The 17910-nt window shown below is 71.0% G+C and carries 16 protein-coding genes; 5 read left to right on the top strand and 11 right to left on the bottom strand.

The window, feature by feature from the left end; all coding sequences use genetic code 11:
* Nucleotide 1: 1 nt before the first annotated feature.
* The 6 genes from R2B38_RS01760 to R2B38_RS01735 all read right to left on the bottom strand — a co-directional run bounded on the left by R2B38_RS01760 (nucleotide 2) and on the right by R2B38_RS01735 (nucleotide 4321).
* Complete coding sequence (locus R2B38_RS01760) at nucleotides 2-730, bottom strand: TIGR03943 family putative permease subunit (protein WP_318014599.1); 729 nt, start codon at nucleotides 728-730, stop codon at nucleotides 2-4.
* Nucleotides 727-1740, bottom strand: coding sequence for a permease (locus R2B38_RS01755; RefSeq protein ID WP_318014598.1), 1014 nt, complete (start codon nucleotides 1738-1740; stop codon nucleotides 727-729). Before R2B38_RS01755 ends, R2B38_RS01760 begins: the two co-directional genes overlap by 4 nt.
* A 102-nt stretch (nucleotides 1741-1842) precedes the next feature.
* The gene (locus R2B38_RS01750) at nucleotides 1843-2757 is read right to left on the bottom strand and encodes a phosphotriesterase (RefSeq protein ID WP_318014597.1); all 915 of its coding nucleotides are present in this window, start codon (nucleotides 2755-2757) and stop codon (nucleotides 1843-1845) included.
* Complete coding sequence (locus tag R2B38_RS01745) at nucleotides 2751-3335, bottom strand: DUF4865 family protein (RefSeq protein ID WP_318014596.1); 585 nt, start codon at nucleotides 3333-3335, stop codon at nucleotides 2751-2753. The genes R2B38_RS01750 and R2B38_RS01745 overlap by 7 nt, the downstream gene beginning before the upstream one ends.
* 11 nt (nucleotides 3336-3346) lie before the next feature.
* Nucleotides 3347-3742, bottom strand: a complete 396-nt coding sequence (locus tag R2B38_RS01740; RefSeq protein WP_318014595.1) for a cupin domain-containing protein — start codon at nucleotides 3740-3742, stop codon at nucleotides 3347-3349.
* 12 nt (nucleotides 3743-3754) lie between these two features.
* A complete protein-coding gene (locus tag R2B38_RS01735) occupies nucleotides 3755-4321 on the bottom strand; it encodes a TetR/AcrR family transcriptional regulator (protein WP_318014594.1) in 567 nt (188 codons plus the stop codon).
* A 222-nt stretch (nucleotides 4322-4543) separates the two neighbouring features.
* On the opposite strand from R2B38_RS01735, the gene R2B38_RS01730 reads away from it, so the two are divergent.
* The 3 genes from R2B38_RS01730 to R2B38_RS01720 are packed head-to-tail and all read left to right on the top strand — an operon-like array spanning nucleotide 4544 to nucleotide 8168.
* Nucleotides 4544-4852: an SHOCT domain-containing protein gene (locus R2B38_RS01730; protein ID WP_318014593.1), complete on the top strand. Its 309-nt coding sequence runs from the start codon at nucleotides 4544-4546 to the stop codon at nucleotides 4850-4852.
* On the top strand, nucleotides 4849-5610 hold the full coding sequence (locus R2B38_RS01725; RefSeq protein WP_318014592.1) for an ABC transporter ATP-binding protein: 762 nt from the start codon (nucleotides 4849-4851) through the stop codon (nucleotides 5608-5610). Before R2B38_RS01730 ends, R2B38_RS01725 begins: the two co-directional genes overlap by 4 nt.
* Nucleotides 5607-8168 (top strand): ABC transporter permease, encoded by a 2562-nt coding sequence (locus R2B38_RS01720; RefSeq protein WP_318014591.1) that lies wholly within the window; start codon nucleotides 5607-5609, stop codon nucleotides 8166-8168. The genes R2B38_RS01725 and R2B38_RS01720 overlap by 4 nt, the downstream gene beginning before the upstream one ends.
* Before the next feature lie 384 nt (nucleotides 8169-8552).
* On the opposite strand, the gene R2B38_RS01715 is transcribed toward R2B38_RS01720, so the two are convergent.
* Together R2B38_RS01715 and R2B38_RS01710 are read right to left on the bottom strand one after the other, a co-directional pair.
* Entirely contained in the window at nucleotides 8553-9098 is a 546-nt protein-coding gene (locus R2B38_RS01715) for an ATP-binding protein (RefSeq protein WP_318014590.1), read from the bottom strand.
* 348 nt (nucleotides 9099-9446) lie between these two features.
* A complete protein-coding gene (locus R2B38_RS01710) occupies nucleotides 9447-9770 on the bottom strand; it encodes a hypothetical protein (RefSeq protein ID WP_019058105.1) in 324 nt (107 codons plus the stop codon).
* A gap of 290 nt (nucleotides 9771-10060) precedes the next feature.
* Here R2B38_RS01710 and R2B38_RS01705 point away from each other — a divergent pair, with 290 nt between their 5' ends.
* The gene (locus R2B38_RS01705) at nucleotides 10061-11257 is read left to right on the top strand and encodes a PLP-dependent cysteine synthase family protein (RefSeq protein ID WP_318014589.1); all 1197 of its coding nucleotides are present in this window, start codon (nucleotides 10061-10063) and stop codon (nucleotides 11255-11257) included.
* Nucleotides 11258-11366: 109 nt separating this feature from the next.
* On the opposite strand, the gene R2B38_RS01700 is transcribed toward R2B38_RS01705, so the two are convergent.
* Nucleotides 11367-11837, bottom strand: coding sequence for an SRPBCC family protein (locus tag R2B38_RS01700; protein WP_318014588.1), 471 nt, complete (start codon nucleotides 11835-11837; stop codon nucleotides 11367-11369).
* A gap of 106 nt (nucleotides 11838-11943) precedes the next feature.
* A complete protein-coding gene (locus tag R2B38_RS01695) occupies nucleotides 11944-12774 on the bottom strand; it encodes a DeoR/GlpR family DNA-binding transcription regulator (protein WP_033278527.1) in 831 nt (276 codons plus the stop codon).
* A 302-nt stretch (nucleotides 12775-13076) separates the two neighbouring features.
* Here R2B38_RS01695 and R2B38_RS01690 point away from each other — a divergent pair, with 302 nt between their 5' ends.
* The gene (locus tag R2B38_RS01690; RefSeq protein ID WP_318014587.1) at nucleotides 13077-15419 is read left to right on the top strand and encodes a hypothetical protein; all 2343 of its coding nucleotides are present in this window, start codon (nucleotides 13077-13079) and stop codon (nucleotides 15417-15419) included.
* Here the strand turns inward: R2B38_RS01690 and R2B38_RS01685 are convergent.
* Entirely contained in the window at nucleotides 15389-17824 is a 2436-nt protein-coding gene (locus tag R2B38_RS01685) for a right-handed parallel beta-helix repeat-containing protein (RefSeq protein WP_318014586.1), read from the bottom strand. The two genes, R2B38_RS01690 and R2B38_RS01685, sit on opposite strands and share 31 nt — an antisense overlap.
* Nucleotides 17825-17910: the final 86 nt, after the last annotated feature.

The following is a 17910-nucleotide window of genomic DNA, read 5'->3' as shown; positions in this document are numbered from 1 at the left end:
CTCAGTGTGGGGCCCCGAACGGCAGGGCGTCCTGGTAGGCGTTCACCGGCTTGGCGACCTTCTCGACGGTGACGCCGTCGAGCGCGGCCACGGCGGAACTCGTCCCCAGGGTTCCGCTCGCGTGCCAGGTCCCGGTGATCGTCACCCAGGTGTTGGCGGACAGGGCCGGGATGCCGTAGACCCGCACCTTGATGGACTGGGCGTCGGCCGCGCAGCACGAGATCATGATGCGGGTCAGGTCCCAGTAGGCGGCCCCCTTGTCGGGCGTGACGAATCCGGTCATCTGTACGGTGCGGCCCTTGATGGCCCGCTTGCGGTCCTGCTGCACGCGGGTCGTGAAGTCGGTGAGGGTGATCGGCAGCGGCGAGGTCGCGGGCAGCGGATCGAAGGCGTCCTGCACGGGGACGGCCTTGGTGGCGGCGCGGGAGGCGGTGTAGGCGCCGAGGGCGGGCGGGGCGTAGAAGAGGAGGCTGAGCGCGGGGAGGAAGAGCAGCCACGCGACGCGGGGGACCTTGGAGTGGTTGTGGCCCGCGTGGTCGTCACCCTCGTCCGGTTTCCGCCGTGACCACGCCTCCGCGATGCCGAGCAGGATCAGCAGGAACCCGGACACGACGAGCAGCGGGCGCATGCTCGGCTTGACGTAGCGCAGGCACAGGTCGGTGAAGAGCGAGGCGTGCAGCAGGCCCAGGCCACTGAGGACGAGCAGGGTCACCTGGAGGGGGCGTCTCACAGCAGTACGGCTCCGATCAGCGCACTGGACAGCACCGCGACGACCGTCGTGGCGGCGGAGAAGCGAGCCGCGAAGGCCCGGCCGAACGTGCCCGCCTGGAGGGCGATCAGTTTGAGGTCGACCATGGGGCCTACGACCATGAAAGCGAGCCGGGCTGTGGGGGAGAAGCCCGTGAGGGAGGACGCGACGAACGCGTCGGCCTCGGAGCAGACCGCGAGGATGATCGCGAGCGCGGCGAGGAAGAGGACGGAGAGCCAGGGCGAGCCGGCGAAGGTGTCCAGTACGGAGCGCGGGACCGCGACGTTGAAGGTCGCCGCCGCCATCGCGCCGACGACCAGGAAGCCGCCCGCGTGCAGGAAGTCGTGCTGGAAGCCGGTGCGGAACTCGGTGAAACGGCTGTGCCCCGGCCGGTGACCAGTGTGCCGCGCGACCGGCCGCAGCCACTCCTCACGCCCCAGCCAGAGCCACAGCCAGCCCATCACCACGGCGGTCGCGAGCGAGGCGAGCAGCCGGGCCAGCACCATGACCGGGCTGGCGGGAAACGCGATCGCGGTGGCGGTCAGCACGACCGGGTTGATGGCGGGCGCCGAGAGCAGGAACGCGAACGCGGCGGCCGGGGTGACCCCGCGCCCGATCAGACTGTTCGCGACCGGCACCGACGCGCACTCACACCCCGGCAGCACGACCCCGGCCATCCCGGCGACCGGCACGGCGAACGCGGCCCGCTTGGGCAGTACCTTCGTGAACACCCGCGCCGGCACGAACGCGTTGATCGCTCCCGAAAGAGCCGTACCGAGCAGCAGGAAGGGCAGCGCCTGCGTGGTGATGGCGAGACACACGGTCCGCCAGGCCTGCACGGCCGGCGCGTCCAGCCACCGCCCGACGACGAACAGCAGCAGCCCCGGAACGACAGCCGCCCCGAGCAGCATGAGCGGCCAGGACCGGGGCCACCCGGACGCCGCGACATCCGCCTCCGCCGCTCTCGGCGGCTCCACCGTCGTCGTCTGCACACGAGCTCCACATGTTCGATGTTCGCGTCGAACATAGCGGGCCCGCCTCAGCCCTCGGCGACCGCCTCCGAGGAGAGCGCGTTCGGCCTCACGGGATCTCTGTCAACGCCACTCGACGGAGAACGCCCTCGCGGGGTTCTCCCTGAACACGCGCTCCACCAACTCCTCACCCAGCTCCACCGCGAGCCGTGGCCCCACCCGGCGCAGCAGATACGGCATGCCCGGCCCGCCGTCCACCGAGCGTGCCCCGGCGACCACCGTGTCCCCGCCGAGCAGCAGCCGGTCCCCGAACCCGGCCTCGGCCAGCGCCCGGACCGCGTCCGGCATCCGCCAGTCCGTGGCGTGGTGGGCGCGGGACGGGCCGTCGAACGCCAGATAGGCGCCCGCGTCGGCGGCCTGGCGCTGGACCACGAGGTCGGGGGAGCGGTTGAGATGGCCGAGGATCACCCGGTGCGGTTCGACCCCCAACGTGCCGCAGAGCAGGTCGAGTACGTCCAGCGCGCCCGTGCCCAGCTCCAGGTGCACGGCGATCGGCGCGCCCGTCGCCCGGTGGGCCTCGGCCGCGGCGGTCATCGTCCAGCGGGCGTGCGCGTCGAGGCCGTGGAAGCCGCCCGCGACCTTGATGAGCCCGGCGCGGACCCCGGACGGACCCACGCCCTCCGTCAGCTCGGAGACGAAGACCTCGGCCAGCCCGCCCCGCAGACTCTCCAGCAACTCCGGGCTGTAGTGCGCCGCTTGGTGCAACCCGGTCGCGCAGACCACGTGCACCCCCGACGCCCGGGACAGCAGCGGCAGATCGGCGACCCGCCGCCCCATCCCGTACGGCGTCCACTGCACGACACCGCCCCCGCCGACGGAACGGAACGCGTTCAGCTCGGCCCGCGCGGCCGAGGCGTCGCCCAGCTCCTGGCCGGGGAGCTGGGGGCTGTGGATGAAGAGATGGTCGTGCGCGTCGCACAGGCCCAACAGCCGAGGCTCCACATCCCCAAGCACCGTACGGACGAGGGCATTTACCACTGCCGACCTCGTGGTAGCTCGCCGCGCCCCGGCGCCGAGAGATGCAGCATCTGGAACACGTCCCCCTCCGCCTTCGGCGTCCCGTGCTCCCAGAGCGAGAAGTGGACGATCTCCCAGCTGTGCGGGTCGACGGCCGCCGCCGCGAGCACCGCGCCCTCCTCCCCGGCCAGCCGCCGGGTCTCACCCACCGCGTCCTCCATGACCGCGGCCAACTCCACACCCTCCGGCAGCCGTTGGCGCTTGCGCACCGCGACGGCCGCCGGTGAGCCCGCGGCGCCGCCCTCCTCGTAGGCGAGACCCGTCCACTGCGCGACCTCCGGCCGCCCGAAGTCGTCGACGAGTCCCTGGAAGGCGCCGCCCCAGAGGAAGCGGTTCATGCCCTCGACCGTGTTCCACAGATAGAAGGGCGCGTACTCGTTGACCGGCGATCCGTGCACCCCGCGCTCACGCAGCAGATACGCCTTGATGCCGAGCCCGTCCCAGTCGTCGAGCAGCCGCCCGACCCGGGCGACCCGGCCCCGGACGATGCCCGTGTCGTAGTCCGCGGGCAGAGTGAGTCCGTACTGCATCGCGTGCATCAAGTGCCCCCTCAGGCAGGGTAGTCGGCAGGGTCGACATGCTCGTACCAGCAGGCGGTCGTGCCGTCCTCCGCGGCCTCGACGACCGCGAGATGCGTCATGAACGTGCGCGGCGCCGCGCCGTGCCAGTGCCACTCGTCCGGTTCGATCCAGACGGTGTCGCCCGCGCGGATCGGCTCGACGGCACCGCCCTTGCGCTGCACCAGACCCTCGCCCTCCGTCACGTGCAGCACCTGGCCGTGCGGGTGGGTGTGCCATGCCGTGTGCGCGCCCGGCGTGAAGTGCACGCTGAACATCCTTATGCGGGACGGCGGTTCGGGCGCGGCGAGTTCGTCGAGCCAGACCGTGCCGGTGAAGTTCTCCGCCGGTCCCTGCCGTGTGTCGGGGCGCTTCCTGTTGATCCGCACGTACCTGGACTCCTATCGGGAGGACATGGGCGAGAGAAGGGAGAGCAGCCCCCGGACACCGGCGTCGAAGGCGGCCGGCGACCCGGACGCCCGGGCGAGCACATACCCGCCCTGGACGGTCGCGAGGATGGTGGCGGCGATCTCCTCGCCGTCCAGCTCCGGCCCGAACTGCCCCTGTTCCTTGCCCTCTTCGACGATCCCGGCGAGCCGCTCACGGATCGCGTCGAGCGTGGCGTCGACCGGCTCGCGCAGCTCGTCGCTGGCGATCACGTCCGGATCCATCGTCAGCCGCCCGACCGGACACCCGCGCAGCACATCCCGCTCGCGCCGCAGATACGCCTCGATCCGTTCGTACGGTGTGCCGGGCCCGTCGAGTACTCCCTCGGCGGTAGCCAGCAGTTCCTCGGCAGTCCGCCGGATAGCCGCCAGCGCCAGCTCCGGCTTGCCCTTGAAGTGGTGGTACATGCTGCCCTGCCCGGCGCCCGCGCGTTCCAGGATCGCCTTGGGGCTGGTGCCCACGTAGCCCCGCTCCCACAACAGCTCACGGGTGGACTCGATCAGTCGATCCGAGGTGCTCATGGCAGGACTGTACATACTAGTAGGTACAGAAGTCGAGAGGTTATCGACGGACGGCCGGAGCAGCCAGAACACCCCCGCGTACTCCCCGGGAGGTACGCACACTGCCGCTGGCCGTACGACGACCCGGACCCCTCCGCGGAGCCAGTCTCGATACATCACCGGACATCACCGGATCACAGGAAGCCCCCTCCGGGGCTCCGGACCTCTTGGAGATGAATCGACATGCAGACTCTGGCGAACTGGCACGGCGGCGGCCCCGGCCCGTGGATCCTGTTCCTCCCGCTGATCTGGGCGGCCGTGGTGGTCGGCGTGGTGACCGTCCTGCGCCGCACCGTCTGGCGCGGCCGGGGGATCGGGCGCGGCGGACCGTGGCGCGCGATGGCCGACACCCGCCCCACCGGCGACTCCCCGCTCGCCGTCCTCGGCCGCCGTTTCGCCTCCGGCGAGATCGACGAGGACGAGTACTGGCGACGCCTGTCCGTCCTGGACGAGCAGTTCGGCCGCACCGCAGGCAAGGGCGGCCCGGCATGACCACCGCGACCACCACGACCACCACCCGCACGGCAGCGCGGGTCGTCGACGCCGTCAAGGTCTACGGCGTCGGCGACACCGCCGTACGCGCCCTGGACGGGGTGAGCGTCGACTTCCCGGCCGGCCGCTTCACCGCGATCATGGGCCCCTCGGGCTCCGGCAAATCCACCCTGATGCACTGCGCCGCAGGCCTCGACACACTGACCTCCGGCTCCGCCTACATCGGCGACACGGAACTGGGCTCCCTCGACGACCGCCGCCTGACCCTGCTCCGCCGGGACCGCGTCGGCTTCGTCTTCCAAGCGTTCAATCTGATCCCCACTCTGACCGTCGCGGAGAACATCACCCTGCCCCTGGACCTCGCCGGAACCAGCGGCGACCAGGACTGGATCGACGCGCTCGTCGACGTCGTAGGCCTGGGTGACCGCCTCCACCACCGCCCCTCCGAACTCTCGGGCGGCCAACAGCAACGCGTCGCCGTGGCAAGGGCGTTCTCGGGCCGCCCCGAGGTCGTCTTCGCCGACGAGCCGACCGGCAACCTCGACTCCCGCTCCGGCGGCGAGGTCCTCGGCCTGCTCCGCCGAGCCGTACAACAGACGGACCGCACGGTCGTGATGGTCACCCACGACCCGGTCGCCGCCGCCCACGCCGACGAGGTCGTCTTCCTCGCGGACGGACACCTCGTCGACCGCATGCGGGCCCCCACGGCCGACAAGGTCCTGGACCGCCTGAAGGCCTTCGAGGAGGTGAGGTCATGAACGCGTCCGTACGCCTGAGCATGTCCTCCCTGCGGGCCCACAAAAGGCGCTTCGCCGGCACGTTCCTCGCCGTGTTCCTCGGGGTCGCCTTCCTCGCCGGGACCCTCGTCATGGGCGACACCCTGCGCGCCAACTTCGACACCATGTTCGGCGACGCGACCAGCGGCACGGACGCGGTGGTCCGCAGCGCCGACGCCATCACAACACCGGGGGAGAGCCAGGGAGTTCGCCAACCGGTGCCCACGGCCCTGGTGAAGACCATCGACCAGGTCCCCGGTGTGGCGGCCGCCGCCCCGAACATCCAGGGCGCGGGCCAACTCGTCGGCTCCAACGGCGAGGCCATCGGCGGCAAGGGCCCGCCCACCCTCGCCGGCAACTGGATCACCGACCCGCAACTCAACCCGTACCGCCTCGCAGAAGGCCGAACTCCGGCCAGGCCGGGCGAGGTTGTCATCAACCGAGGTGCCGCCGACAAGGGCCACCTGAAGATCGGCGACACGACAACACTGCGCACCCCCGACCCCGTCAAGGTGACCATCGTCGGCCTCGCGACCTTCGGCGGCGAGGACGGCATGGCCCAGGTGACCTTCACCGGCCTGACCCGGTCCGACGCCGAGAAGTACCTCACCGCGAAGCCGGGCGAGGCGGCGACCATCCAGGTAAGGGCGGGCCCGGGCGTAAGCCAGCAATCACTGGTCGACCGCCTGACTCCCGTCCTCCCCAAGGGAGTCGAGGCGATCACGGGTCAACAGTCGGCGCAGGAGAACACGGACATGATCTCGTCCCAGTTCCTGACCATCTTCACCACGTTCCTCCTGGTCTTCTCCGGCATCGCCCTCCTGGTCGCGACCTTCTCCATCCACAACACGTTCGCGATCGTCATCGCCCAACGCACCCGGGAGAACGCCCTGTTGAGGGCCCTCGGCGCCTCCCGCCGCCAGGTCACTGCGGCCTCGGTCACCGAGGCGAGCGTCGTAGCCGTGACCGCGTCGGCCGCCGGACTGGCGGGCGGCATCGGCATCGCGGCCGGCCTGAAGATGCTGTTCCCGGCGATCGGATTCCCTTTCCCCGGGGGCGACTTGGTGATCCGCACACTCTCCATGCTCCTCCCCCTCGCAGTCGGCGTCATCGTCTGCCTGGGCTCCGCACTCATGCCGGCGGTACGAGCGGGCCGCACCGCACCCCTGGCGGCGCTGCGCGAGACGGCCGTGGACCAGTCAGGCGCGTCCCGCGTCCGAGCGCTGACCGGAATGGCCCTCGCGCTCCTTGCCGTCTCCGCCACCCTCACCGGCGTACTGATCTCACCGTCCTTGCTGCTGGCGGGACTTGGGGCGGTACTGGCCCTGGTCGCCTTCGTCGTCCTCGGCCCGGTGGCCTCCTCCACGGCGGTACGCGTCCTGGGCAGCCCCCTCGACCGCCTGCGCGGCGTCACGGGCGGCCTCGCCCGCCGCAACGCCCTGCGCAGCCCCCGCCGTACGGCCGCCACCGCGAGCGCGCTGATGATCGGCGTGGCCGTGGTGTCCCTGTTCACCGTGTTCGGCGCCTCGTTGAAGGCGACGATGGACCAGACGGTGTCCCGTTCCTTCGCCGGTGACGTGGCCGTCAGCACCCCGTCCTTCGGCGCGGGAGGCAGCGGCCTGAGCCCTCAACTCGCCGGAGCCATCGGCAAGTTGCCCGAGGTGGACACGGCAGTAGGACTGGGACAAGGAGTAGCCGAAGTAGACGGAAAGGGCCGGGCGCTGACAGTGACGGACCCCACCGCCCTGGCCCGAACCTTCGACCTGGGAACGATCCACGGCTCCCTCCGCACCCTAGGCACAGACGGCATCGCCATCACCCGCACAGAGGCCGACCGCCAGCACCTGACCACCGGCAGCAAGGCCCAACTGGCCTTCACCGACGGCAAGAAGCAGACCTTCACGGTCCGAGCGGTCTACGGCGAGTCCGAACTGGCCGGCGACTACGTCATCACCCGCGCGGCCTGGGCCCCACACCGCACCCAGGACTCCGACACACTGGTCGCCGTCTCCTTCAAGAACGGTGTGAGCACGGCCAAGGGCAAGGCGGCAGTCCAGAAAGCCGCCGCCCACTACGGCAACCCACAAGTCCAGACCCGCCACGAGTACGCGCAGTCCTCAGCAGGCGGCATCGACATGATGCTGACCCTCGTCTACGCACTGCTCGCCCTCGCTGTCCTCATCGCCCTCCTGGGTATCGCCAACACCCTCACCCTGGCGATCCACGAACGCACGCGCGAACTGGGCTTGTTGAGGGCGGTGGGCCAGACCCGTTCCCAACTCCGGGCGATGGTCCGCTGGGAGTCGGTCCTGGTGGCGGCCTTCGGCACACTCGGAGGCCTCTCCCTGGGCGCCTTCCTCGGCTGGGTCCTGGTCAAGGCCTCGGACGGCGCGAGCGACAGCGCCTTCGCCTTCGCGATCCCACCGGTCCAACTCGTAGTGGTGGCCCTGGTCGGCGTAGCCGCAGGTGCCCTTGCGGGCCTGCGCCCGGCAAGCCGAGCGGCCCGGCTGGACGTACTGCGGGCGATCGCCACCGAATGATCAAACACCGCTAGAGAAGCGAACGGCGTCAACCATCACCAGCGGTGCGGGCCCACCAAGTTCCACTGTGCCAACGTGGACGGCCGAGAGGGAGCCGTAGGGGCGCGCCGGTGTTGAGAGCCCCAGCGCGCGGAGGCGCGCAGCGCCGAGCACGGTGGGGCTCTCAACACCGGCTTCCAGCGCCCCGGAGGCGACCGAACCAATAGAGGTGCGCGCGTGGGTGCGTTTTCAACACCGGTTCAGGTATGGCGAGTTGTCGATACCGGCCCAGGTATGTCGTTGTCTGAACCCAGGCCTGGGTGTCGTTGCCTCAAGACTGACTTCGGTGTCCCGCCGTCCGTGACCGACTCCCCCCCCCGCAACCCATAACGAATCACCGCCCGATCAACCGGCAACGGCGGACCGGGCGGGAGCGTGTTGGGGCCGGTGGCCGTCGACCGGGTGCTCGACCTCGGTGACGAACCGGTGCGCGGGTTTCTCCGCGGCCGTACGACGCGGCGGACGAGCCGGCGCAGCCGTGGCGGACGAGGGCGCGGTCAGTGTGAACCACACGACCTTCCCGGACTCACCGTCCGGCCGCACCCCCCAGTTCTCGCTCACCGCGGCGACCATCGCGAGCCCCCGCCCACAAGTGGCCGTAGGCGAAACCTCGTCGATGTCGCCCACCACCGGAAGCCGGGGATCGCGATCGCGCACCGAGACCATGAGCTGGTCCAGCAGCAGCTCGATCTCGACGACGCACGTCTTGTCCGGCTGCGCGTGCCGGTGGACGTTGGTCAGAAGCTCTGTCACACCGAGCGCGGCCCGGTCTATCAGAGGGTCCAGATGCCAGTAGCGCAATTGCGCAGATACGATTCTGCGGACCTGGCCGATCCGCGACGGCAGGGCTTGGAGCTCCACCGTGCAGTGCCTGCTTGGGTGACTGATCACGGCTGCGACTCCCCGACTGAGGTCCGGAAGAACACGGAGTTCGGATCCAGCGAGGTGGTCGGAGAACGGCCGCCTGCTGTTGTGTCCGGCGGGCTGGTTCGCAGCGTTATCGCCGGTAAACCCAGAGTGACGTGAGACCAGAGTGACTCAGGGGCCGCGGTCCCGCAACTCGCGGCCGGCCTTCCATGGCACGGAACAATTTCCGCACGGCGAGGACCAGCCACTCCACGGCACGCACAGGCTGCTCCACGGCACGCACGAGCTACTCCACCGCACGGACCGCCCACTCCGCCGCGCGCCCGCTCCACCGCATGGCCGACCCTGCCACACGGCAACCCGCCGCAACGCTCACCCGCCCCGCCCCGCCGCCTTCCGCACGGCCTCGATGAACCGGCGTGCCGCAGGCGGCCCCGGCTGCCCGGGCGCGGGGTCATGCTCGCCGAGGGTCAACAGATACCTGTTGCCGTTGAGGTCGGCCAACGCCCGGTCCTCAGGCGCGAACCACGGCTTCGACGCACGCACCGCCTGCACCGGCGCGCTGTCGATCTCGCTGCCGTAACTGGTGAGCAATTCAAGCCTGCCGTCATTGATCCGGACCTGTCCGGCCCGGGTCAGTGACCGCAGCCGCTTCCCGATCCGCACGCCCGTGGCCGTGAACTCCGGCTCCGCCATGCTTCCCCGCCCCCTTGGTCCAGGACATCTGGTGATCCAGTGTGCGCCCCCGTTCAGGACGTTCGTCCCGCTCCGGTGCAGTCTGCCCGCCGAGGCCGTCGAGCACCAGTACGTACGACCCGGTCACGGTGAGTATCCGAAGCACTCGCGCGAGTGCGCCCCCGAGCCCTGCGCGCAGCCCATCGCAAACCCGTAGCAAAGCGAACGCAAACCCACCACGAGCCCGCCGACGCCCCGCCCCCAGGGCCGCCTTTGAGCCGCCCAAAGGCATGTTTATGCAGGTGAGAAGCGTGCGGAAGGTGCCTATGATCGAGGTGTCGGCCGCGCGAGACGCCGTCGGCGCGACGCGTAAGGAGCCCCGCCGTGAGCACCACCCCCAGGCCCTGACCGGTGCCACCCTCGACGTCGACCGCAGCGACGACGCCTACCGGAGCTGGCTGAAAGAAGCCGTCCGCAAGGTCCAGGCCGACGCCAACCGCTCCGCCGACACCCACCTCCTCCGCTTCCCGCTCCCGGAGAGCTGGGGCATCGACCTGTATCTGAAGGACGAGTCGACCCACCCCACAGGCAGCCTCAAGCACCGCCTCGCCCGCTCCCTCTTCCTCTACGGCCTCTGCAATGGCTGGATCCGGCCCGCCCGCCCGGTGATCGAGGCGTCCAGTGGTTCCACGGCGGTCTCCGAGGCGTACTTCGCCAAGCTGATCGGGGTGCCCTTCATCGCGGTCATGCCGCGCACGACCAGCGCCGAGAAGATCCGCCTGATCCAATTCCACGGCGGGCAGTGCCACTTCGTGGACGACCCGCGCAAGATGTACGAGGAGTCGGCCGCCCTCGCGGTGGAGACCGGCGGCCACTACATGGACCAGTTCACCTACGCGGAGCGGGCCACGGACTGGCGCGGCAACAACAACATCGCCGAATCCATTTTCCGCCAGCTGGAGTTGGAGCGTTTCCCGGAGCCCGCGTGGATCGTCGCGACGGCCGGCACGGGTGGTACCTCGGCGACCCTCGCGCGCTATGTCCACTACATGCAGCACGACACGCGCGTCTGTGTCGCCGACCCGGAGAACTCCTGTTTCTTCGAGGGCTGGACCACCGGCGATCCGGACGTCACCCGTGACTGCGGCTCCCGCATCGAGGGCATCGGCCGCCCCCGGATGGAACCGAGTTTCGTCCCCGGCGCCATCGACCGCATGATGAAGGTCCCCGACGCGGCCAGCGTCGCCGCCGTAAGGGCCCTGGAACGAGCCATCGGCCGCAAGGCGGGCGGCTCCACCGGCACCGGCCTCTGGAGCGCCCTCAAAATCATCGCCGAGATGGTCGCGACGGGCCAACAGGGCAGCGTGGTAACCCTGTTGTGCGACCCGGGCGACCGCTACCTGGACAAGTACTACTCGGACGCCTGGCTGACGGCACAGGGCCTGGACATCACTCCATACAGCAAGGCGATCGAGTCCCTGCTGGCAACAGGAGTATGGCCACACTGAACTTCTGGATACCGAGTTGGCCAGCGCCCCATCTTTTGGCTTTTAGGGGCGCGGGGAACTGCGCGACCAGCCCCCACGCAGCCGCAGACGACGTACTCCCGTGCAACCTCTATCCGGCCAACCGCCGGTCCAACTGGGTCACGGCCCCCCTGAACGCCCGCCCCAACCCAGGCCGAGCCACCCGCACAGCCCCCCGGAACACCGCCGTCCCATCCACGGCGAACGTCCACTGAACCCGAGTCCCACTCCCCGCAGGGCTCAGCCGCCACTCCTCGGCCATCGCCCGCGCTCCCGGCGCGTTGGTGACGTCAACCCGATACGCGTACACCTCGGCGGACTTCGCCGCGATCACCGTCTCGCGAAAGTGGCCGCCGCCCCTGAGCCGAATGTCCCGCCCCGCCCCGTCGTCGACCGCCCGCGCGCTCGTGACGGCCGAGAACCACTTCGCCCAGCCCGGCACATCGTCGTTGAGAGCGTGGAAGACGGCATCCGGTGCCGCGGACATCTCCTGCGCGAAGACCAGCCGTACCGGAGCGGTATCGATGAAGTCGAGCCCGACGGGCCGCAGTTGGTTGGCCATGGACGCGAACCCCCTTGACGGTTAAGGGAAGTTGACCGGGTTGGGTGAGTTGACCGGGGTGGGTGAGTTGACCGGGGTGGGCGACGTCACGATAGCTGACGCACCGTCAGATGTCTGCCCCGTCACCGGCCGCTTCGCCCGCCACCACGAGCCGTAGATGCTCGGAGATGTCGGCGCGCGCCTCCGCCGGCAACCCCGCGTCCGTCACGAGCGTGTCGACCTGTTCCAGCGCGGCGAACGAACTCAGCCCCACCGTCCCCCACTTGGTGTGGTCGGCGACGACCACGACCCGCCGCGCGGACTGCACGAGCCGGCGGTTGGTCTCGGCCTCCGCGAGGTTCGGCGTCGACAGGCCCGCCTCGATCGATATGCCGTGCACGCCGAGGAACAGCATGTCGAAGTGGAGCGCCGCGATCGCCTGGTCGGCCACCGGCCCCACCAACGAGTCGGAGGGCGTGCGCACTCCGCCGGTCAGCACGACCGTCGCCGCCCCCTGCCGTTGCCCCGACGTCCGCTGCGCCGCGTGGAACACGTCAGCCACCCGCACCGAGTTGGTGACCACGGTGAGGTCGGGGACCTCCAGCAGGTGATGCGCGAGCGCGTACGTCGTAGTACCGCCCGAGAGCGCGATCGCCGTACCCGGCGCCACCAGCTCCGCCGCCGCCCGCGCGATGTCCTCCTTGGCGGTCAGCTCCAGCCCCGACTTCGCCTCGAAGCCCGGCTCGTGCGTGCTCGCCTCGACGACCGGGACCGCTCCGCCGTGCACCTTCTCCAGGACGCCCTGGCGGGCCAGCGCGTCGAGGTCGCGGCGCACGGTCATGTCCGACACGCCGAGCTTGCGGGTCAGTTCGTTGACGCGGACGCCACCGCGGCGCCGGACCTCGTCGAGGATCAGGGCGCGCCGCTGCTCCGCGAGGAGGTTCTGATTCTCACTCACGTACGCTCCGGTCCTTTCGCCGCAACCCGTCAGACTGCCCGTCGCGCCCGCCCCGACCAGGACATTTTCCCCGGCGGCGGTGCGCGGACGACCCAATCCTCGCACGCCCCCGCAAGCACCGCGCCACCGCCTGTCCCGACGCGCACATGTCATTCGGTCATCATCCGTCGCTCGCGTGTCACACGGATCGGGGAGATTCGGTGACGGGGCGTGTGCGACGCGCCGGAAAGGGCGATCCTGGAGTGCACTTCGACACGGACACGGACACGGACAGACAGTGCGTCACGGGGGATGTGCGAACAGTGGAGCGTGTACAGGAACACGCCGTCACGAGCGAGGCGAAGACCCTTGCCGGACGGTCCGATCAGACCGAACCCGCCCTGGAACTCCTGGTCCACGGAGTCGGCGGCGCCACACCCGAGGAGATGCTCGGCGATCCGCGCACGGTACGGATCACCGGCGACGACACCGCGGCCGTCTTCCGGCGCGCCGCCGACGTGGACGCCGAGTCCCGCCCCGCCGACCGGCGCACCGGACCGATCCGCGAGGCCTACGTCTGGTGCAACCTCACCTCCGGCAACGGCACACGCGCGTTGTGGCTGTTGCTGCTGCCGTTCATGGTCGTCAACCTCGCGCACTGGATGCGCCCCACCGCCCGCGACCGGAAACGGACGGTCCGTTTCTACGGCCTGCTGGTGCGGCTCGCGGGACTGACCCTGACCGTGCTGCTCGTCGCGGCCGCCTGCGAGGTCGCCCTGGACCTCGCCGCCTGGCAGTGCGCCGGCACGCGCGCGTGCGCCGAACGGCACACCTGGCTGGGCTTCCTGTCGCCCACGATGTCCCACGGCAGCTGGTGGAGCCGCCCCGGCCGCCGCCTCGCGCTCGCCGCCCTGGTGCCGATCGCGCTCACCGTCCTCCTCTGGTACCTCTCCCGCCGCACCTGGAGCGAGTACGAGTCCCAGCAGCCGATGCCCCGCAGAGCCGAGCCCGACGACGAGCCCGACCGCAGTTCCCTGAGCCGCCCCGGCTTCTGGTACGGCCGCCGCCTGGTCGCCCGGCTGCGCGCCGCCCACACGGCGGCGGGCCTCCTCACGGTCGCCGCGGCCGTCACCGTCTCGGCCGCCCGCTTCGACCGCGGGCCCGACGGCTCCGACCGGCTGGCCCGCCTCGGCACACTCCTGGAGACCGCGCTCGCCGGCGTCGCGTTCGTCGTGGTCTACGTAGTGTGCCGCCGGGGCCGCAGCGAGAACCGCCTCGACCAGGCCCTCGACCGCCGTCTCGTCCGCCGCCTGCCGCTCGGCGCGCTCCTGCTGCTCGCCCTCTCCCTCCTCTACGCCGGCTGGTCGCGCCCGGGGTGGCAGTCGTCCGGGCGGCTGCCGGGCGACATGACGTTCGGCGGAATCGCCCTGGTTCAGGGCCTGTTGGTGGTCGCCCTGGCCGTCGTAGCCCACTTCCTGCACCGCACCCACCCCGATCCGCGCTCCGCGATGCGGGGCCTCGGCGGACCGGCCGTCGCGATGCTCGCCTGCGCCCTGGGCGGCGTGATGTCCGGCGGGGTCTCGCAGCGGGTCTCCGACTGGCTGGACGGCACCGGGACGTCCATCGCGGGGCCGCCCGTGCTGCTCACCTGGCAGGCCTCGGTGATCCCGACGCTGCTCGTCGTCGTCCTCGTCCTGTGCGCCGGGATCGGCCATCGCACCTGGCGGCTGCGCCGTAGCGAACTGGCCGCGGTGGCGCGCGACTACCCGGGCGGGCGGAAGGACCGGGCGCGCACCGCCAAGATCGCGAGCACGCGCGCGATGGCCGCGCTCACCGACCGCGGACCCCTCCTCGTCGCCGTCATCTCCACCGCGACCCTGCTCCTGGGCGCCGGAGCACTCGTCGGCGCCTTCACCACCGACCGGACACCGTCGCGGGCCGGAGAGGACGGGCACGCCTTCGTGCACGGCGCCGCCCAGACCTCGCAGGGACTCGGGTCCTGGCTGATCGGGCTCGGGTTCATACTCTTCGTCACCTGGGGCAGGCGCGCCTACAAGGACGCCTCCGCGCGGCGCACGATCGGCATCCTGTGGGACGTCGGCACCTTCTGGCCGCGCGCCGCCCACCCCTTCGCCCCGCCCTGCTACGCCGAGCGCGCGGTCCCCGACCTGACCTGGCGGATGGCCACCTGGACCCGCGCCACGGGAGGCCGCCTCGTCATCTCGGGCCACTCCCAGGGCAGCGTCCTCGCAGCGGCGGCGGCCTGGCAACTGAAGCCCGCCCAGCGCAAACGCGTAGCCCTGCTCACCTACGGCTCACCCCTGGAGCGCCTCTACGGCCGCTGGTTCCCGGCGCACTTCGGACCGGCCGCGCTGACCCGGCTGCACCGCGAGGTCGACTGCTGGCGCAATCTGTACCGGCTCACCGACCCCATCGGCGGCCCGGTGCGCGTGTCCGGCGACTGCGGCCCCGAGGTCGACCACGAACCACCCCTCAAGGACCCACTGGAGTACGGCCGTACCGCACGGCATCCGCTGCCCGCGCCGATCCTCGGCCATTCCGACTACCAGGCCGACCCGGCGTTCGCGGAGGAACGCGAGCGGCTGCTGGCCCGGTTGCGGCCCGAGGTGCCGCCTCAGGGCAGCTCGGGCAGGTCCTCCGCGTAGAGCAGGGTCAGGTCGTCCGTGCTCGGCTCCTCGAACTGGGCGACCCGGCTCGCGTGCCGCTCCACCATCGCCTCGAAGGTCTGCCGCGCGGTGCGGCCGTTGCCGAACGCGGCGCCCTTGGGGATCGCCGTGAAGTACTTCGTCAGTCCCTCGGACGCGCCCTCGGCCAGCCGGTACTCGTGCTCCTCGGCCTGCTGCTCGACGATCCGGAGCAGCTCCTCGGGGTTGTAGTCGCTGAAGGTGATGGTCCGTGAGAAACGGGACGCCACACCGGGGTTGACGGACAGGAACCGCTCCATCTCCGCCGTGTAGCCCGCGACGATGACCACGACCGCGTCCCGGTGGTCCTCCATCAGCTTCACGAGCGTGTCGATGGCTTCTTTACCGAAGTCGCGTCCCGAGTCCTCCGGAGAGAGGGCGTACGCCTCGTCGATGAACAGGACCCCGCCGCGCGCCTTGTCGAAGGCCTCCTGGGTGCGGATCGCGGTGGAGCCGATGTGCTCGCCGACCAGGTCGACGCGGGACACCTCGACGAGGTGGCCCTTCTCCAGGACTCCGAGGGAGGCGAGGATCTCGCCGTAGAGCCGGGCGACCGTCGTCTTGCCGGTGCCGGGGGAGCCGGTGAAGACCAGGTGCCGTTTGACGGAGGCCGCCTTGAGGCCGGCCTGCTGGCGGCGGCGGCCCACCTCGATCATGTCGGTGAGGGCGCGCACCTCGCGCTTGACGCTGTCCAGGCCGACCAGCGCGTCGAGTTCACCGAGGACGGCCTTGGAGGAACGGGACTCCTTCTCCGGGTCCGTCGCGGTGATCAGCGGGTCCTGCTCAGCCGTGCGCTGGGTAGGGATCGCGCCCAGCACGCTGGTGGACTGGCTCGCGGTCTCCACGGCCGTCTCGTGGGCGGTGGACGGCTTGAGGCTGCTCTCGTCGCTGGTGCAGTCCTCGACGACGGGTCCCGTGCCGGGTGCCGCGTCCGGTCCGGCGTCCGCGAACTCGTAACCGCCGCGCGCGCACCGCTCCGTACGGCACTTCTTGAGCGTCGTACGGCAGCCGTCGATCACATGGAAGCCGTAGCCGCCGCTGCCCGTCACGCGGCAGCCCAGGAAGGTGCCCCGGCCGCCCGCGGAGACGTAGAAGCCGGCCTCGGCGGGGGAGTCGACCGTGCAGCGCTCGATGGTGGGGTCGGCGCCCTTGGTGACGATCACGCCGGTCTGGGTGGCGTCCACGGTGCAGTTGTTGAGGGTGCCGCCGCTGCCGTGGTCGCGGAACCACGCGCCCGTGGCCGCGTCCCGGATCCGGCAGTCGTCGAGCTGCGCGGTGGCGCCGTCGCTCACCGACACGGCGGTGTTGCGTACTTGGGAGATGTCGCTGTCGACGACGTCCGCGCGTGAGCCCCGGTCGAGCACGAACAGCGCGTCCGGTACGTCGTGCACCCGGCAGGAGTCGAGGACCGCGGTCGCGCCGTCGCTGACCCACACCGCCGGGTAGTCGCCGGTGCTGTCGAAGATCTCGCACTGGTTGGCGTCCACGCGCGTGCCCGGGTCCCACACCGACAGGCCGTTGCGCCCGAACTGACGCACCGTCGTGCGGGTCAGCGTCAGTACCGAACGGGAACGCAGGTCCACCGCGTTCTCCGGGATGTCGTGGATGCGGCAGTCGGCCAGGGTCAGCACCGCGTCGGTGTCGAGTGTGACGCCGTCCGCGGCCGTACGGTGCACATCGCAGTCGGTGAGGTGGGCGGTGGCCCGGCCGGTGATCTGGACGCCGCTGCCCCGGGTCTCGTAGACCTCACAACCCACCGCCTCCAGCGAGGAGTTCTCACCCGTGGCGGACAGACCCACCCCCGACGCGTGGTGGACACGGCAGCGCTCCAGGCGTGGATGACCGCCGCCGCGGACAGCTACGCCCGCCTGGCCGGCCGAGACGACCTCGCACTCCTCGAACACCCCGCCACCGCCGTCGAGTACGGCGATCCCGATGCCGGCCGGGTTGTCGACCGTGCAGCGCCGCACAGTGGGGCGGGCACCGCCGCGCACCTCGATGCCGGACGCGGAGCGGGTGACGATCCGAAGGTCCGTCAACTCCGGTGCGCCGTCCTCGACCAGGAGCGCGGGCGCGGCCGAGTCCTGGCCCTCGACGTGCAGGTCCTGGACGATCGCCGAGGCGCGCACGGTCAACGGCACGCCGTCCAGGGGCGCGATGCGCACCGAGCCGGGCGAACCCTCGGGGCCGCGCAGGGTCACCGACCGCGCCACGACGAGGTTCTCGCGGTAGGTGCCGGGGGCGACGGTGAGCACGTCTCCCTCGGCCGCGGCCTCCAGGGCGGCGGCGAGCGACGCGTACTCACCTGTGCGGCGCCGCCACCGCGATGTACCGGTGTGCGTCACCTGGACCGTGCCCTGTGCCATGGCGCTGCTGTGCCCCCACCTCGTGGTACGCGGGTTGATGCCGAAGCCTTCGCCGGTCCACCGTAGCGTGCGTGCGGGCGGTGGGT

Origin of the sequence: Streptomyces sp. N50, assembly GCF_033335955.1 — a bacterium.
GTDB lineage: Bacteria > Actinomycetota > Actinomycetes > Streptomycetales > Streptomycetaceae > Streptomyces.
Note: the sequence above shows the minus strand (reverse complement) of the source record. Positions and strands in the feature narration are given on the sequence as shown.

Bases quoted from the DNA above. Each gene is read 5' to 3' on its own strand.
- R2B38_RS01745 (WP_318014596.1), bottom strand. From the start codon at position 3,335: ATGCACGCGATGCAGTACGGACTCACTCTGCCCGCGGACTACGACACG.
- R2B38_RS01735 (WP_318014594.1), bottom strand. From the start codon at position 4,321: ATGAGCACCTCGGATCGACTGATCGAGTCCACCCGTGAGCTGTTGTGG.
- R2B38_RS01730 (WP_318014593.1), top strand. From the start codon at position 4,544: ATGCAGACTCTGGCGAACTGGCACGGCGGCGGCCCCGGCCCGTGGATC.
- R2B38_RS01725 (WP_318014592.1), top strand. From the start codon at position 4,849: ATGACCACCGCGACCACCACGACCACCACCCGCACGGCAGCGCGGGTC.
- R2B38_RS01720 (WP_318014591.1), top strand. From the start codon at position 5,607: ATGAACGCGTCCGTACGCCTGAGCATGTCCTCCCTGCGGGCCCACAAA.
- R2B38_RS01710 (WP_019058105.1), bottom strand. From the start codon at position 9,770: ATGGCGGAGCCGGAGTTCACGGCCACGGGCGTGCGGATCGGGAAGCGG.
- R2B38_RS01700 (WP_318014588.1), bottom strand. From the start codon at position 11,837: ATGGCCAACCAACTGCGGCCCGTCGGGCTCGACTTCATCGATACCGCT.
- R2B38_RS01685 (WP_318014586.1), bottom strand. From the start codon at position 17,824: ATGGCACAGGGCACGGTCCAGGTGACGCACACCGGTACATCGCGGTGG.